The organism is Rufibacter sp. JT3400010, from assembly GCF_054956755.1.
In genome coordinates this window covers 25647-42067 of sequence record NZ_JBUDXA010000013.1, presented here as the reverse complement: position 1 = coordinate 42067, position 16421 = coordinate 25647, and the positions used below count along the sequence as shown (strand labels likewise).

The window sequence follows — 16421 nt, the reverse complement described above, 5'->3', positions numbered from 1 at the left end:
CCATTAGCCAGTTTAGGGTTAAATCGCTTTTGTGACATGTTTTATGAAAATAGTGCCGAAACTAGGTATTGTGAAAGGTTACATGAAGTCGTCTGCTTCCAATAGGTTTCTCCAAACGCTTATAGAGAAAGTTTGAATATGAGGTAAACGCTTGTTTGTAGGTATGTTATAATTAAATATGATGCTAATGCTATGTTTTAGCGAGTTAAAACTTCTGTTAGCAGTTAAAATCATGCTAGGAAAAGCATAATTTTAACTGAATTAACCATAGGATGTTAGAATATATGTAATTATATGAATGTAGTTTTGTCTGGTGTTTATAGGTTTTAAGACCAAATCACAGATCATTGATAAAATTAGTTAAAATTTTTTCGAACAGAAAACCCCATTTTTAGCGATTTTAGGCATGTTTTAGAGAAAAGTTCATTATTTAATGACTTTTTTTATATCTGTTCTTGCTTTCGTTCTGAATGTTTCTCTATATTTGTCACATTCCTTTAAGTAATTGACATTTTCTAGTAGATAAAACCTCTGCTCATCTAAAGGAAAGCAACCTAGTACAACCACCTTGTTTTAAGCCGAAAGTAGAAGAATGCAACGTTTTAAGATGATAAGCCTATTGGTGTTGGTGATAGCCTCTTTGCAAGCTTCGGCCATCTCCTTGCCTGCTTTAAATGATACAGAGCCTAAAATCAGAATAAAAGAGCTTTCGCAGCAGATAAAGCTTCAGCCCGCCAATGCCCAGGCCTACGCCGAACGCGCCGCCGCTAGAGTAGAGAATGAAGATTTCTTCGGTGCCATCAAAGATTATTCAAAGGCGCTGAATCTGTCTTCTGACAATAAAACAGATTTGCTTACCAACCGGGGAAATGCGTTTCTGCAGATAGGTGCTTTCAAAGAAGCTTTGCAAGATTTTGAGGCCGCCCTTGAGCAAACCACGGTAACCGAAGGCCTGTATGGCCGATCGGTGGCCAGGTACCACTTAGACGATTTCTTCGGGGCTATCCGCGATCTGGATGCGGTGATTGCAATGGCCCCAGAGCATTCCAAAGCCTTGTACAACCGGGCGGTAGTAAAGCTGGAACTGAACAAGGTGCAGGAAAGCATCTCAGATTTAAACCAGTTCCTCCTGTATCACCCACATCACCCCGAGGCGGAATATGCCTTAAAGGTGGCCACAAGTCAGTTAGAGAAGCAATTCGCAAATCGTTAATAGAAAATATAACAGCAGTAACACTTTCACATAACTAAACTGTTCAGGCACCCGCATACGGTGCTGCCCATTACACTAAACCCAAAAATTAATTTTTAAACGTTTACACCCATGAAAAACCTTACTCTTACCCTTTGCTTTGTATTCGCGTTGGTAATGAACGTAGTTGCCCAGAATGGTCCGGCTAACCCGGCCCTGGAGAAAACCACCAATTCTGTTACCCGCTCCATGATGCAGTCTATCGGCTTAAATGAAAGCGAATACATCCAGATCAAAGCCCTAAACCTGAACCGTTTGACCAAAGCCGCTGAGGTTGCCAAAACGTACAGCAATGACGCCGCTACCCGCGATGCACGTCTGCAGGAAATTGACGCCAACTTTGAAAATGAATTATTCAAGGTATTGAACAGCCGTCAGGTAGAGGCTTATTCAGAATTCAAAAACAAGCCAGAAGGCAACTTCCTGTCAATGGTACAGGAAGTAACTAAAACCAGCAAGAAGTAATAAGCTGCTGCCATAAAAGAAGAAGGCCTGTCCCAACTGGGTAGGCCTTCTTCTTTTATGTAGGTATGTCAAAAACGATTATCAGGTCTTTTGCAGAAAGTTAAGTTGAAGTAGAACCAGCCAGCGTTTTACTCAGAAAATCCCAAGCCACCACGCCTACGGTCACTGATATGTTCAACGAGTGCTTGGTCCCGAACTGCGGAATCTCCAGCACGCCGTGGGCGGCGGCAATCACTTCTTCCTCCACGCCAAACACCTCATTCCCGAATACAAACGCATATTTGGCGTCGGCCGCTGGCCGAAAGTCTGTTAAAGAAGTGCTTCCCTCGGCCTGCTCTACGGCCCACACCTGATACCCGTTTTGCTTCAGGCCTTCCACCGCCTCCAGCGTACTCGCCACGTGCGCCCACTCCACCGACTCCGTGGCGCCCAGCGCAGTTTTATGGATTTCTTTGTTGGGCGGCGTGCCCGTAATACCGCATAAATATATCTTCTCCGCGGCAAACGCATCGGCGGTCCTGAACGCAGATCCCACATTATGCAGGCTGCGCACGTTGTCCAGCACCAACACCAACGGATTTTTTTGCTTATTTTTGAAATCCTCCACTGAATCGCGTTGAAGGTCTTCCATGCTTAACTTACGCATAACAGAACTGTTCATCGGCCACCGGCCAAAATGTTCTGCAAAGGTAAAGACATTACAGGAATACCTGTGTTTTGGGCCTGCTTTTCAGGGAGCAGCTCTAAAACAGAAAGCAAGGAAGCCGGGAGAGAGGCTGTTTTCAGGTTCTTTTTGGAAAACCACCTTTAAAACGAACAGCGTTTCAAGAGAGGCTTAAAAGAGCACATCAGATTATTAGCACATAAAAACCGCTTTGGCTAAGACAACCGCAGAATTCAGCGCTACGCCGCTGATGAAACAATACAACGCCATCAAGGCGAAACACCCCGGGGCGCTGTTGCTGTTCAGGGTAGGGGACTTTTACGAGACCTTCGGCGAAGACGCTATCAAGGCCAGTAAGATTCTGGGCATCATGCTCACCAAACGCGGCAACGGCTCAGCGTCTGAGACGGCGCTGGCGGGTTTTCCGCATCATTCGCTTGACACGTACCTGCCCAAACTGGTGCGGGCCGGAGAGCGCGTGGCCATCTGCGACCAACTGGAAGACCCCAAAACAGTGAAGGGCATTGTGAAGCGCGGGGTGACCGAACTGGTAACGCCCGGCATTTCGTTTAACGACCAGGTGCTGGAGCAGAAACGGAACAACTACCTGGCGTCGCTGCATTTCGGGAAAGGGCAGATGGGTATTGCCTTGCTGGACGCCTCCACCGGCGAGTTCCTGTTGGCCCAGGGTGATGCCGGGTACGCTGCCAAACTTTTGCAGAATTTCGGCCCGGCCGAAGTGCTTTTCTGCAAAGGCCAGAAAGAAAACTTCTTCCAGACATTTGGGGCCGACTTTTGCCATTACGCGCTGGATGAATGGGTGTACAACTATGACTTCGCACAAGAGGCGCTCACCAAGCAGTTCAATACCAAATCCTTGAAAGGCTTTGGGGTGGAGGCTTTGACCGAGGGCATCACCGCCGCCGGAGCCATTCTGCATTACCTCGCCGAAACCCAGCACCACGACCTACGCCACATCACGGCTCTGGGCCGATTGGAAGAAGACAAATACGTGTGGCTGGACCGCTTCACCGTCCGTAACCTGGAACTGATTTATCCGCAGCACCCCGAGGGTGTTCCCCTGATTGACGTGTTGGATTCTACCATCACGCCCATGGGCGGACGGTTGCTGCGCAAATGGTTGGTGCTGCCATTGAAAGATGCTGCCCAGATTAAGCGCCGCTTAGATACCGTAGAAGCCCTGCAAGCCCGGCCAGATTTGCTGCAGGATATTCAGCATTATTTAAAGCAAATAAGTGACCTGGAGCGGCTCATTTCCAAAGTAGCCGTACGCCGGGTAAACCCGCGCGAATTGTTGCAATTGGCGCGTGCGCTGGAAGCTACGTTACCCATTAAAGAACTGCTGGCGGTCAGCGGCGTGCCCGCCCTGCAGAAACTGGCTGACCAATTGTTGCCGTGTGAGTCCATCAGGGATGAAATCCAGCGCACGCTCAAGCCCGACGCCCCCATGCTGACCAACCAAGGCAACATGGTGCAAAATGGCATTGACACCGAACTGGATGAACTGCGCGCGATTGCGTTCTCGGGGAAAGATTACCTGCTGCAGATTCAACAGCGCGAGGTGCAGAATACGGGAATTTCTTCGCTGAAAATTGCTTTCAACAAAGTGTTCGGGTATTACCTGGAGGTTACCCACGCCCACAAAGACAAAGTGCCCAGCACCTGGATGCGCAAACAGACCTTGGTAAACGCCGAGCGCTACATCACCGAAGAACTGAAAACCTACGAGGAAAAGATTCTGCACGCCGAAGACCGCTTGTTTGTGATTGAGCAACGCATCTTCAATGAACTGGTCTTAAGCACCGCCGAGTTTGTGCCGCAGATTCAGCAGAACGCCAAAGCCCTTGGCATGCTGGACTGCCTCGCCAATTTCGCACACCTGGCTACGCAGAACAACTACATAAAGCCCGAGGTAAATGAAAGCACCGTCCTCAACATCACGCAAGGTAGGCACCCGGTTATTGAGAAACAGTTGCCGTTGGGCGAGCGCTACGTGCCAAATGACATCAGGCTGGACAACGAGGACCAGCAGGTGATTATCATTACGGGACCCAACATGGCCGGTAAAAGTGCCCTGCTGCGGCAAACCGCCCTTATTGTGCTCATGGCGCAGATTGGCTCCTTTGTGCCCGCCGAGGCAGCGCAGATTGGCGTCATTGATAAGATTTTCACCCGCGTGGGCGCCTCAGACAACCTGAGCCGCGGCGAGAGTACGTTTATGGTGGAGATGACCGAGACGGCCAGCATCTTGAACAACCTTTCGGACCGAAGTTTGGTGCTTATGGACGAGATTGGCCGTGGTACTAGTACGTATGACGGGATTTCCATTGCTTGGGCCATTGTAGAGCACCTGCACAACGCCCCAAAGGGGAGGGCCAAAACGCTCTTTGCCACCCATTACCATGAGCTGAACCAATTGACCGAAGATTTTCCGCGCGTGCGCAACTTCAACGTGAGCGTGAAGGAAAGCAACGGAAAGATTCTGTTCATGCGCAAACTGGTGGAAGGCGGCAGTGCCCACAGTTTCGGGATTCAGGTGGCGCAAATGGCCGGAATGCCCAACAGCATTGTGATACGGGCGAACGAGATTATGCACCATTTGGAGCAGGAGAAAATCAGCCATCCGCACCAAGACCCGCAGGAAACTTTGAAAAGCCTGCCCAAGCAGCCGTACCAACTCAGCATGTTTGAACTCAACGACCCGCAACTGGTGCGTATCAAAGAAATGTTCGAAAAGCTGGATATCAACACCATTACACCGGTAGAGGCACTCTTAAAGCTGAATGAGCTGAAGATGCTGGTAGATAGGAAGTAGTTCTGAGTCTATAGTTCTGAGTCCTGAGTTAGGTCAGCTTTTGTAAAAGCCGTGTTTGGGCTGTTTTGATGAAAACAAGCTAAATACGGCTTTTTTGTGGGCATGTACTTTACTTTCTTCTTTTAATAAGAATACTTCTCCTAAGTCTTAATCACCTGCCAGAGGTTTCCGGCGAGTCTGGCGACTCGCTTCATCCTAAGTCACTAGACAGGAGTCCCGCGCCAGTTGATTGAACTGTTTTAAACCTGTGAGATATTGGAGACCTCACAGGTTTTTACGTTTTGGCCCTGCTTTCACCGCGAAAGTTTAGCTGCTTTTCTTTTGAACAAGTGTGTGAGTTTCAAAAGAGGCATTACATTTGGCATCTGTTTTTAGGGAAAAGGCTGTAAATGCAGTTGTATGCCAAGTTTCTTGAAAATTTTTCTCCCTGATTTTCAGAAACATTAGCTTTTTGAGAAGATTTTTTTGGTGGCAGGACTTGACTTCGTGAATTTTGTGCTTACCTTTGTATCACTAATTCAAACAGCGGATTAGAAAACAAAACGCGAAAGTAGCTCAGTTGGTAGAGCGCGACCTTGCCAAGGTCGAGGTCGCGGGTTCGAACCCCGTCTTTCGCTCCAAGAAAAAAGACGTTACCCCGGTAACGTCTTTTCTTTATCTGCCTATTTCGTTTCTGCCCAGAAACGAGGTTGCCGGGATGGTGGAACTGGTAGACACGCAAGACTTAAAATCTTGTTTCCATTAGGAAGTGCGGGTTCGATTCCCGCTCCTGGTACTTATTGAGTAGTAAAAAAGCCCTGTAAATTAAATATTTACAGGGCTTTTTTTATTGTGTGAGTAATAGGGCAATAACAAGCATTTTCATTTTTGTGGAATATATTGTAAGCTGTTTTACATTCTCAATATCATGGAAGAAGCTATTTGGAAGCAGGATCGTTTCACTTTAGACAATATTCCCTCTTGGCCATGCCCAATATGTCAAAAGGGTTCTTTGGGGCTACTAGAAGAAAATTTTATAAAAGAGGAAACTGCAGAATCTAGAAGGTTGAAGGATGAACCTGATTGGGATTTTGAATTTATAAGATATAGATTCATTGGATTATTAAAATGTACAAACAAATATTGTAAAGACGTAGTAATTTTTACTGGTTATGGTTCTGTAGAGTATTTGTATGATGAGGTAGGTGGGTATACCGATGAATTCAAACCTGAGTTCTTTGTTCCTGCTCTTCACATATTTAGAATCAATGAGAATTGTCCTGTAGAAATAAGAAACGAAACAGAAGCATCTTTCAAACTATACTGGTGTGACACGGCTTCTTGTGTTAATAAAATCAGATCTACTCTAGAGTTAATAATGGATCAACAAAGAGTACAGAAGACAATTATCACAAAAAAGAAGGAAAGATTAAGGCTGAACCTGCATTCTCGGATTGAGAAATTTAAAACAAAGCAGCCAGATATTGCTGATCATCTCTTAGCAATAAAGTGGATTGGAAATAGCGGTAGCCATATTGGTAAAGTTGAAAGAGGGGATGTTATAGATGCCTATACTTTATTGGAGTATTCTATTGAAAAGCTCTATAGTAAACGTGATGCCTTACTTAAAACTATAAGTAAGGCAATAAGGAAGAAAAAAGGGCCAAGAAGGAAAAGTTGATGACTGCTGAAGCGTAGAAAGCCTTGTAAGGTTAAACCTTTTGAGGCGTATATGTGCCACAGTGCGCGGCTTTTCTGTTTTTACACCTCAGAGTTTAACTGCAACAATACCTACTGCTTATAAAAGAACAGATGCACCGCAGAAGCCAAGCCTTTCTCGCTTAACGTGAAGTACCCGGAACCATCTGCGGCGAAGGTGACAGATTCTCCCTGGGGTTCTATGGTGTAGGGCAGGGTGGTGTAGTCTTTCAGTAGAAACTCCTCTAGGGGTTCATTGGTTTTTTGCGCGTAGCGGTACAGCGCGCCGTAAGTCTTGATAATGGCTTCCTTTCCGTTGGGGGAGAGGGTGGCGCTTACCACGTAGGGGTGGGGCAGGTTTCCTACCAATGTTGTCGTGTTCAGGGAAGTGGCGGCGTAAGGGTACGTCAGTTTGTAGAGACGGGAATTGGTGTCTGTTTTGGTAAAGATCAGGATATCCTTGCTCCTAGGGTCTACAAGAAAAGCTTCTGCGTCATGAGAGCCATCGGGGTATTGGAATTTGATGACAGAGACGTTTCTGATGGTATCTGTAGCCGCAGATGGTTCTTTGAAGTGGTAGATAAAGTATTCTTTGGCCGTCTGATTGTTGTCCCCGATGTCTGCGATATATACTTGGTCGCCGGAAAGGACCATGTCTTCCCAATCTCTGTTTTCGGCTCCTTTTAGAGGAACCTTCTTTAAGACGGCTCCGGTATGCGCTAACAGATAAAGTTGAGCCGGATTGCCACTGTCTTCCTGCACCCAAAGATGGCCCGGAACGGTTTTGCTGTCGGTTATGCCAGAGGCTTCCAGAATCATGGGCACAACCGGCGTTTTTGAAGGAGCTACCTGCTGCACCGGATCAGCTTTCACCTCGTCGTCAGATTTCTGGCAGCCAGCCAGTCCAAGTAGGAAAGAAAAGGAGATATCAAGCCAAAGGTATGTCTTCATCATGGGAAAGCCTTTTTAGAAACAAGTACCGCATTCCGTTTTTAGGCCTTTTTGCCAAAGAACGCTAAAAACGAATTCCGAAGCAGAACGGCTGCATAATGCTCCTAGCTGTTAAAAGTACCGCTATTTGGTTCTGTTCCAGAAATATAAGGCAGATGGCTCAGAAGTCAATGCACTGAAAGTAAAAGCTAACCCCACAGCGAATACTTCCGCCCGCCGGTTACCGTAACCAGGTACTTATCCAATTGCTTGACAAGGCTTGTTGCTGGCGTGGTTTACCAGAGGCATGTTTTCAAGCTGCTTTTGAAAAATCAGACTTAAAACGAATTAAATAAGTACGCGATATGTGGAAAGGTCTTTAGGTGTAGGTCTCGTCAAACTCAATGGAGAATTCGGTGCCCTGGTTTATCTGGCTTTGCACATGGATTTTACCGCCCAAGGCTTCTACCTGGGTTTTTACCATAAACAAGCCCATGCCCTTGCCATCGGTATGGAAATGGAACCGTTTGTACAACCCGAAGATCTTGTGCTGATGGGTTTTCAGGTCAATGCCCAAGCCATTGTCGCGGAAGGTGATGATCTTCTTGCCGTCCTTCTTGTAGGACAGAATCTCAATGGCGGGTACCTGGTGGGCTTGCCGGTACTTAATGCTGTTGGAGATAAGGTTAGAGAAAATGCTATGCAAATAGCTTTTAATGGTGTAGAGTTTGTCTACATCAGAAAAATTGGTGCTGATGGAGACATTTTCCTTTGCCATTAAGCCAGAAGTCATTGTTTTGATATCCTCTACCAGTTGGTTTAGATTGACGAGTTCTTTGCGCTCATTCACTTCCTGCCGTATTTGCAAGACATTATTCAGGTCATTGATAACGGCGTCCAGTTTATTGACGGAGATCTGCAAACCTTCCATAGATTTAAAGAAGGCAGGCGTGCCAGGGGCCAGGGTGCGCATGAGATTAGACAGACCCATGATATTGGCGACGGGGGCTCTGAGGTTGTGCGAGACAATGTAGGCGAACTGCTCCAGGTCCTTGTTCCGTTGCAGCAAATCAGAAGTGATGCGTTCTTTCTCCAGTTGAGCCCGGCTTTCATTAGAGACATCCTGAATAATGCCTAAAAGTTTATCGGGTTGCCCTGGCACCGAAGGTTCTTTGGTGAATTCATTGAAAAGGTACTTGATATCACCATTTGGGAGCACTATTCGGCAGTAATACTGGCAGGAGGTGCAGGTAGAGGCAATTGTTTTCCGCACTATTTTTTCTACCATGGCGCTATCTTCCGGATGGATGAATTGCAGATAAGCGGAGAAAGAAGCCTCGGTTTCAGCGGGCGTGGTGCCCAGGATGCGGTAAATTTCGTCTGACCAGAGTAACTCCTGGGTTTCAAACGTGTATTCCCAGCTACCCAGATGTGATAACGCCTGCGCCTGTTTAAGCCGGGCCTCGCTTTTCCTGAGCTCATCAAACGCTTGCAGCAAAGCGGCTTCGGTATTCTTTTTGGCGGTGATGTCCCACCTAATGGTCATGTACTGGTAAGGGGTGCCGGTTTCGTCCAGAATTGGAATGATGGTGGCGTCTGTCCAGTAGAAGGTACCACTTTTAGTTTTACTTTTCAATTCGCCTTTCCAGATCTTGCCGCTTGAAACCGTTTTCCAGAGGTAAGGCAGAAACTCGTCCGGGTGTTGCCCAGAGTCTGTGATGCTGTAATGGGACCCAATAAGTTCTTCCGGCGTGTAGCCAGAAATGGCGCAGTAGTTATCATTGGCAAAAACAATAATTCCGTTTGTGTCGGCAATGGCTACTATGGAAGATTGGTCCAGCGCGTATTTGTAGTCAGAAATCTCTTTGAGGCGCTTGGCCACGCTTTTCTCCAGCGAGAGATTGAGGCTTTTTATCAGTTCCTCGGCCTTTTTTTGTTCGGTAATATCTATGAACGCCCCTACCAGACATTCTTTGTTTTCCAATTGCACTAAATCTGCGTGAACGGAAACATGCCGGAATTCGCCATTTCTAATTCTGGTTTCCACCTCAAACGTCTTCACGGTTCCTTTTTTCCGCAGCTCTGTGACAAGGGCAACCCGATCTTCCTCCTTTTTCCAGATATTCATCTGACTGCTGGTTTTCCCTATGAATTCCTCTCGCTCATAACCATAGAAGTGGGCGTAGTTTTCATTTACATCTAGGTAAGCGCCGGTGCTCACCTCTGAGATAGATTTCATGATGGGGCTTTTGTAGAAGATGGTAGAGAAAAGGGTCTCGCTTTCCTTTCGTTTCTTCTCGGCTATTTTCTGTTCGGTAATGTCTTCAAAAGCCAGTAGAAAGCACTCCTGGTTGCCTAGTTCTACTTTCTCAATGTTGTAGATGACGTCTCTGATTTGGTTTCTGGCTTTTACTTGCGTCTCAAACCGTACTACTTTCTGGTCTTGGGCTAATTGCCGGAGCATGGCCGGCCTGGCAGAAGGGTCCATGAAAATGGCTGCACTTTCTGCGGTAGTACCTATGACCTGCTCACGGGTGTGCCCGAAGAAATCAAGGGCTCTTTCATTGGTGTCTATGATCTTACCCGAAGCGGCCTCTACCAGAGAAAGCATGACTGGGCTTTTGTAGAACAGGCCCGAATAGAGTTGTTCTTTCTCCCTGAGAATGGCGGCGGCTTTGTTTTTGTTGGCCAGCGTTCTGTTAATAGACCAATAAGTAGTCATGAGAAAAAAGAACATGAATGCAGAGAAGACTACAAAAGAGGAGAACATGTGCTCTGTTTTGACAGTGGCTTCAGCGTCTGCGAAATGGAGCATGTTTCTCTCTTTTTCCTCCACGGTCTGCACCAGAAAGCCAATAGAGCTTAGCTGATTCTTCAATTGGTCACTGGACATCGTACGGCCTGGGGTGGCCGCAGGGGCACTTACCTGCGAAACCAGTTGGTTTGCCGCTTGTATAAAGGTTTTTGTTTTCGTGGCAATGGCCTTGATCTGGCTTTTTTCCACGCTATCTGTTACGCCCGCGCTTTGGAGTTCCCGTAAGTGCTGCGTGTACTGAGATAAAGCTACCTGTTGCTTTAACAAAGCCGCTTTCTGGCGGGTAGTTATAAAAGAAGTGGTGCCTGCCTCTATGTCCTGCAAGTTGTGGTAAAGCCCTTCCGCCGATTTAAGTACCCGCAAGGAGACTTCTTTCTGGTGGTCAAGGGCTTCATTTTCTTTCAGATTGAAATAAGCCACTACTGCAAAGAACAGAAGACTGAGAAAAGCGACCAGAAAAGCGCCAAACAGGGTGCGTTGAATGTGCATGAGCTGAAAAATGGAATCTAATAGGTAATAGGATGTGGGTAATTCAGTTTTCTAGGATAGATTAATCAAGGAAGCCTTGTATAGACCAGCTGGAAAGTAATTTGTTTGCCGAAGTGTAATCGGTAATTATGTAAGGATAAAGACAGCTTTGGCGATAGTTATATTATTTGTAAAAGGATTTATCAGTGAAAAAGACAGGATTTTTGTATTCTTCGTCGGAAGTATATGTCTGATGTTCAGTAAACTTATCAATGGTATTGAAATGTTCCACCACTAAAGGTAATTATAATTATAGCTTTATTCTTTCACTAAGTTTACAATTTGAAATGAAAGCACAATTTTGGCTACTCTATGCCGTGCTGGCGGCCCGTTACCTGTTAGTTGCCGGGTTGCCGTTTCTGGTGTTTTATGTTTTTCTGCCCCATAAGTTCGCCCCGAGAAAGATACAGGCCTTGTTCCCGAAGCGGAAAGATTACATGAGGGAGGTGGGGTATTCGTTCTTCACCTTTGTGGTGTTCGCCTTGTACGGGGTGATCTTATCTTCTCCGGTTATTTTGCCCCACACGCAGGTGTATACCAACTTCTCTGACCACGGCTGGGGCTATTTTGGGATAAGTGTGCTCTTGGCGCTGGTGATCCATGATACGTATTTCTATTGGACGCACCGGCTCATGCACCACCCGCGCCTGTTTAAGCTTTTTCATTTAACGCATCATAAATCAGTGAATCCATCGCCGTGGGCGGCTTTCTCTTTCAGTCCCTTAGAAGCGGTAGTGGAAGGCGGAATCATCTTTGTAGTAGCGCTGCTCATTCCCATTCATCCGGTAGCCATTGTGCTATTTCTGTTCCTGATGACGGTGTACAACGTGTACGGGCACCTGGGGTACGAGATTTACCCGCAGTGGCTGGTAGAAAGTAAGGTAGGGAAGTGGCTGAACACCTCCACCAACCACAACATGCACCACAAGTTCTTCAAAGGCAACTACGGGCTCTACTTCCGGTACTGGGACGAGTGGCTGGGAACCACGCATCTGAAATACCAGGAGACGCTCACCAAACTAGTAAGTGCCAAAAAGCGGAGTTAGTGCTGCCCAGATGCAATCAAAAAGCCTCGCAAGTTTAACCTGCAAGGCTTTTTGATGTCTTTTAGTGAAATGAGGCTTAAAACACATGCTCTAAATTTTGAAGCAGTGTTGGCGCTTTTACCATTGAGTACTTCTGGTCTTCTATTTCGCAGGCTTTACGCCTTCAGAAGTCATGATTACTCGTTTCATGGTGCCATCTTTGTTGTAATCCAGGTAATCTATGCAGACTGAGCGCCTAAAGCTTCCGCCTTCAGTAGGGATGCTGCCGTTATGGTAAATGAAGTACGATTTCCCCTTGAAATCAATAATGGCCTGATGGTTGGTGTTAGAGTTGCCGGCTACCTCGTTCAGAATTCCTTTAAATTCCCAGGGACCATTAATGTTCTTGCTCATAGCATACGCAATCTTCTCGGGGAATTGGTAGGCATAGGAAAGATAGTACCAACCTTTGCGCTTGTGTACCCAAGGCGCTTCTGTGAAGTTAGGAAGCTTGATGCTGTGGAACGGTCCGTCCAGTTCTGTCATGTTCTTTTTTAACTTAGCATAGTGCAGCGTGGTGTTTCCCCAGAAAAGGTACGCCTGCCCATCATCATCAATGAAAACAGTAGGGTCAATGTCATCCCAACTGATTTTGGCTTCTTTGGTCATGTCATTGGTGATCAAAGCCGAGCCGCGGGCATCTTTGAACGGACCGGTAGGGCTATCTGAGACCGCTACCCCAATGGCTTTCCCGTGGATGGATCCATGCTCTACGGTGGCGTACCAAAAGAACTTTCCGTCCCGCTCTACCACCTGTGAAGCCCAGGCTTCCCCTTTGGCCCATGCAAAATCTTTGGCGCGCAGAGGCACCGCATGTTCGGTCCAGGTAACCATGTCAGGCGAGGAAAAGACCAGCCATTCATGTATCACATAGCGTTCTTGTCGGGCAGGTGCCTCGTCATGGCCGGCGTATAGGTACACTTTGTCTTTGTAGACCAGGGCAGCCGGGTCTGCCGTGTACTTATGCGTGAAAATGGGATTGCTGGTCGCTTTGATGGTGGTGTCAGCCACGTTTGGGGCAGAAGCCAATACTTCGCCCGTGAAACAGGTTGAAAGCGCCGCCGCAAACGCGGAAGCGTAAAGAAAGCCAAGGATGTTTTTCATTCTGGTGAAAGGTTGAGTGAAGCAATGCGCAGAGCAGCCCTTGGGTTTAAAGCCTGCTTTTCTGAAAGTGCCGAAGAACCGGAAGTAAGCTGGTATTTTTAGCCTGTTTTTGGAAATTCTGCCTTTAAACAGGGCAAGCGTGTTTGAAGCAGGTTCATTGCCTCAAACACGCTTGTTTCTAATTATCTCATCTCCAGCACCACCACTGAGAACGGCGGAAGTTCTACTGTCAGGTTATTGCCTTTCAGTTTAGCGCCTTTAAAAGCAGTAGGAGTGATTAGGTTTGGCTTCGCGAAGGTATTGTGGTCCTGCAACGTCTTGGAAGCCAGAATTCGGCCCGACACGGATTTGTAGTTGGCTCCTTCAATATTGACCGTAACCGCTTGTTTCTTGGTAGGGTCTATGTTCACGAGCGATACGTGCGTAAGGCCGTTCTTGTCACGGGAAGCCGAGCCGTTCACCGCGGTCAGTTTCTCGGTGCCCAAGGTGTAATCGGCGCTCTTCACCGTGAAAGGAAGATAGGTGGCGTCTTGGTGCACGTTGTACATCTCCATTACATGGTACGTGGGCGTCAACAGCATCTTTTCCTCGTCGGTTAGAATCACGGCCTGAAGCACGTTAATTGCCTGGGCCAGGTTAGCCATGCGTACGCGGTCTGAGTGGTTGTTGAAAATGTTCAGGGTAGAACCGGCAATCATGGCATCGCGCATGGTGTTCTGCTGGTACAGGAAACCGGGGTTGGTGCCGGGTTCAACGTCGTACCAGCCGCCCCATTCATCCACTACCAGCGCTACTTTTTTCCCAGGATCGTATTTGTCCATGATGGCGCTGTGCTTCTGAATCAGCTCGTCCATAAACAGCGCGCTTTTCATGGTGCTAAAGTACTGCTGCTCGTTAAAAGTGGTTGATGGGCCTTTTTTATCCCATTTAATAACAGAATAGTGGTGCAGGGCCATGCCTTCAATCAGGTTTTTAGGCACAATTCTCATGATAGCCTCGGTCCAGTTATAATCAGCAGAGTTAGCGCCGGAGGCAATCCGGAATATTCCGCCAGAGTTAGTCCAATCAGAGACAAAGGTGGCGTACTTGCGGTATTCGTTGGCATAGTACTCAGGAGTCATGTTGCCGCCGCAGCCCCAGGCCTCATTGCCAATTCCCCAGTACTTCACGTTCCAGGGTTTGTCCCGGCCGTTTTCCCTGCGGAGCTTAGACATAGGACTTACGCCTGCAAAGTTGGTGTACTGCACCCAATCTGCCAGTTCCTGCACCCCGCCGGTAGCCATGTTGCCTGCCAAGTAAGGCTCTGTGCCTAATAGTTCGCACATGTTCAGGAAGTCATGCGTCCCGAAGCTATTGTTCTCGGTCACGCCACCCCACCAGGTATTCACAATGGTTGGTCGCTGCGCTTTCGGGCCGATGCCGTCTTTCCAGTGGTACGTATCGGCGAAGCAGCCGCCCGGCCAGCGCAGGTTAGGAATTTTCAGTTTTTTCAAGGCATCCACCACATCTAGCCGCACGCCATCCTTATTCGGAATCTTGGTGTTGTTCTCTCCTACATAGAAACCACCATAGATGCAGCGGCCCAAATGTTCTGCGAAATGCCCGTAAATGTGTCTGCTGATGGTTCGGTCTGGTTTGGCGGGTATGGTGAGCGTGGCCGTATTTTGCGCGTAAGCGCCCAGGCTGCTTAAAACAAGGAGGAAACTCAGGATTGCGTTCTTCATACTTTTAGCTTTATTCATTGGTGTTAATGTCAAAGTGACTACTCGTGCAGGTTGCCGAACTACTAAATTTGTAATAAATATAAGTGTGTTTATTACAATTATAAAATAAAGTTTGTAGAATTTTTAGGTTTATAATACAGGTTTGTACTTGCGTGTTTAAAAGGTTAGATGTAGGACTTCTTCTGCTTTGCAATAATAAAGTAATGATTAATTAAAGGATAGCTTAAGAATTTGTGATAAAAAGTATATAGAAATAGTCTACAGATTCATTGTTTTAGTAAGTAACGTAAAGCAGTTCAATGCCTTTATTTACTGTATAAGCTAAAATGAGCATGAGAGTGCCTTCCAGGGTTGCCCTTGTGCGTTGGCATCTTAGGTGCTGCTGCATGTAGATGCTAGCCGCAGTTATGTTGCCACCTAAGTAGCGTACTGCCACAGTGCAGTGGTGACAACCTCCGCATCATTTGTCGCAGGTTCTTGGCTTGTTATCTGAAGATCATCAATAAAACAGCAAATTTCTATAATTGGAAAAGCATAGCTCAGGTGAATAAGAATGCATAGAATGATCATTTAGATTTTCTTATACAATAAAAAGGGCCTGTTCTATATAGATCAGGCCCTTTTTATTGTATAAGAAAATGCCTTAAAGGAATTTAATTAATTTGAACTTTTTGGGCAGGAGCATAAATCATTTCCTCTACACCAGCCATTTTTAAACCTACTCTTGCATAAACATAGCCTTTACTCGCAAGGGCAGCTGGAACAGCTAGTGTAAGTGTTTGCGCATTAGTAAGTGACTCAGGAGTTGGCCACCAAATATCAGTCACGGCTGCCCAATCTCCAGCATCTACAATTGTGGTCTTTCCTAAGTAGTACGTGATCCTTTCAATTTGCCTTCCTGGAGTTATTTGTCGCACGTTAAGTGAGACTGTAACATTGTTTCCATTGCGCTGATATTTTTCGTTTTCAATTACGTAATAAGGCTGTACCGGAACATCTACATTAGCAGAGCCTTTTAATTGTACATCTATACTGTCACTATTATTTACCCAAGGTCCATTGCCTCGCAGTAATACCAGTTTATAGTTGCCATCAAATAAAGTAGCAGAGAAGGAGCCATCTTGCGCTACATATACAGGTATCTTTTCACGAAGGGCATAACCCTTTTGCCAAAGCTCTAACTGTACGCCTCCGCTTCTAAGACTAATCGGTTGCCCATTATAAACAACACGGCCTGTAAGCGTTGACTTTGGTGGTTCAAAATTGTCATGTTCATTGCATCCGACTAGCATTATTCCAAATGCCAGCATCAGAAAAAATATTGCTTTAATTCTCATGATT

General features: G+C 46.6%; 11 protein-coding genes and 2 tRNA genes. 7 read left to right on the top strand and 6 right to left on the bottom strand.

Going from position 1 to position 16421, the window contains the following annotated elements; genetic code table 11:
* The first annotated feature begins 607 nt into the window (after positions 1-607).
* Together ACY0JR_RS13190 and ACY0JR_RS13185 are read left to right on the top strand one after the other, a co-directional pair.
* On the top strand, positions 608-1213 hold the full coding sequence (locus ACY0JR_RS13190; protein WP_462634564.1) for a tetratricopeptide repeat protein: 606 nt from the start codon (positions 608-610) through the stop codon (positions 1211-1213).
* Positions 1214-1324: 111 nt separating this feature from the next.
* A complete protein-coding gene (locus ACY0JR_RS13185; protein WP_462634563.1) occupies positions 1325-1717 on the top strand; it encodes a hypothetical protein in 393 nt (130 codons plus the stop codon).
* 100 nt (positions 1718-1817) lie between these two features.
* Here the strand turns inward: ACY0JR_RS13185 and ACY0JR_RS13180 are convergent, their stop codons facing one another.
* Positions 1818-2348, bottom strand: coding sequence for an RNA methyltransferase (locus ACY0JR_RS13180; RefSeq protein WP_462634562.1), 531 nt, complete (start codon positions 2346-2348; stop codon positions 1818-1820).
* A gap of 283 nt (positions 2349-2631) precedes the next feature.
* Here ACY0JR_RS13180 and mutS point away from each other — a divergent pair, with 283 nt between their 5' ends.
* The 4 genes from mutS (at position 2632) to ACY0JR_RS13160 (ending at position 6877) form a co-directional block, all read left to right on the top strand.
* On the top strand, positions 2632-5217 hold the full coding sequence (mutS, locus tag ACY0JR_RS13175; RefSeq protein ID WP_462634626.1) for a DNA mismatch repair protein MutS: 2586 nt from the start codon (positions 2632-2634) through the stop codon (positions 5215-5217).
* A gap of 544 nt (positions 5218-5761) precedes the next feature.
* Positions 5762-5837 (top strand) — tRNA-Gly (locus ACY0JR_RS13170).
* Positions 5838-5908: 71 nt separating this feature from the next.
* A tRNA-Leu gene (locus ACY0JR_RS13165) sits at positions 5909-5992 on the top strand.
* Between the two features lie 132 nt (positions 5993-6124).
* Positions 6125-6877 (top strand): DUF4145 domain-containing protein, encoded by a 753-nt coding sequence (locus ACY0JR_RS13160; protein WP_462634561.1) that lies wholly within the window; start codon positions 6125-6127, stop codon positions 6875-6877.
* A 110-nt stretch (positions 6878-6987) separates the two neighbouring features.
* Here the strand turns inward: ACY0JR_RS13160 and ACY0JR_RS13155 are convergent, their stop codons facing one another.
* On the bottom strand, positions 6988-7848 hold the full coding sequence (locus ACY0JR_RS13155) for a hypothetical protein (RefSeq protein WP_462634560.1): 861 nt from the start codon (positions 7846-7848) through the stop codon (positions 6988-6990).
* 355 nt (positions 7849-8203) lie between these two features.
* Complete coding sequence (locus ACY0JR_RS13150) at positions 8204-11128, bottom strand: PAS domain S-box protein (protein WP_462634559.1); 2925 nt, start codon at positions 11126-11128, stop codon at positions 8204-8206.
* A gap of 326 nt (positions 11129-11454) precedes the next feature.
* Between ACY0JR_RS13150 and ACY0JR_RS13145 the strand changes: the two genes are divergently transcribed.
* Positions 11455-12213, top strand: a complete 759-nt coding sequence (locus ACY0JR_RS13145; RefSeq protein ID WP_462634558.1) for a sterol desaturase family protein — start codon at positions 11455-11457, stop codon at positions 12211-12213.
* A gap of 141 nt (positions 12214-12354) precedes the next feature.
* Here ACY0JR_RS13145 and ACY0JR_RS13140 read toward each other — a convergent pair whose 3' ends face one another.
* The 3 genes from ACY0JR_RS13140 to ACY0JR_RS13130 all read right to left on the bottom strand — a co-directional run bounded on the left by ACY0JR_RS13140 (position 12355) and on the right by ACY0JR_RS13130 (position 16417).
* Positions 12355-13356, bottom strand: coding sequence for a glycoside hydrolase family 43 protein (locus tag ACY0JR_RS13140; protein ID WP_462634557.1), 1002 nt, complete (start codon positions 13354-13356; stop codon positions 12355-12357).
* 182 nt (positions 13357-13538) lie between these two features.
* Positions 13539-15080 carry an alpha-N-arabinofuranosidase gene (locus ACY0JR_RS13135; protein WP_462634556.1) on the bottom strand — a complete coding sequence of 514 codons (1542 nt, stop codon included), beginning with the start codon at positions 15078-15080 and terminating at the stop codon, positions 13539-13541.
* Positions 15081-15733: 653 nt separating this feature from the next.
* Positions 15734-16417, bottom strand: coding sequence for a DUF3823 domain-containing protein (locus ACY0JR_RS13130; RefSeq protein WP_462634555.1), 684 nt, complete (start codon positions 16415-16417; stop codon positions 15734-15736).
* Positions 16418-16421: the final 4 nt, after the last annotated feature.

What these genes read in the sequence shown, in the direction of transcription:
- ACY0JR_RS13150 (WP_462634559.1), bottom strand. Translation starts at nt 11,128, where the DNA reads ATGCACATTCAACGCACCCTGTTTGGCGCTTTTCTGGTCGCTTTTCTC.
- ACY0JR_RS13135 (WP_462634556.1), bottom strand. Translation starts at nt 15,080, where the DNA reads ATGAAGAACGCAATCCTGAGTTTCCTCCTTGTTTTAAGCAGCCTGGGC.
- mutS (WP_462634626.1), top strand. Translation starts at nt 2,632, where the DNA reads ATGAAACAATACAACGCCATCAAGGCGAAACACCCCGGGGCGCTGTTG.
- ACY0JR_RS13185 (WP_462634563.1), top strand. Translation starts at nt 1,325, where the DNA reads ATGAAAAACCTTACTCTTACCCTTTGCTTTGTATTCGCGTTGGTAATG.
- ACY0JR_RS13160 (WP_462634561.1), top strand. Translation starts at nt 6,125, where the DNA reads ATGGAAGAAGCTATTTGGAAGCAGGATCGTTTCACTTTAGACAATATT.
- ACY0JR_RS13190 (WP_462634564.1), top strand. Translation starts at nt 608, where the DNA reads ATGATAAGCCTATTGGTGTTGGTGATAGCCTCTTTGCAAGCTTCGGCC.
- ACY0JR_RS13145 (WP_462634558.1), top strand. Translation starts at nt 11,455, where the DNA reads ATGAAAGCACAATTTTGGCTACTCTATGCCGTGCTGGCGGCCCGTTAC.
- ACY0JR_RS13155 (WP_462634560.1), bottom strand. Translation starts at nt 7,848, where the DNA reads ATGATGAAGACATACCTTTGGCTTGATATCTCCTTTTCTTTCCTACTT.
- ACY0JR_RS13180 (WP_462634562.1), bottom strand. Translation starts at nt 2,348, where the DNA reads ATGGAAGACCTTCAACGCGATTCAGTGGAGGATTTCAAAAATAAGCAA.
- ACY0JR_RS13130 (WP_462634555.1), bottom strand. Translation starts at nt 16,417, where the DNA reads ATGAGAATTAAAGCAATATTTTTTCTGATGCTGGCATTTGGAATAATG.
- ACY0JR_RS13140 (WP_462634557.1), bottom strand. Translation starts at nt 13,356, where the DNA reads ATGAAAAACATCCTTGGCTTTCTTTACGCTTCCGCGTTTGCGGCGGCG.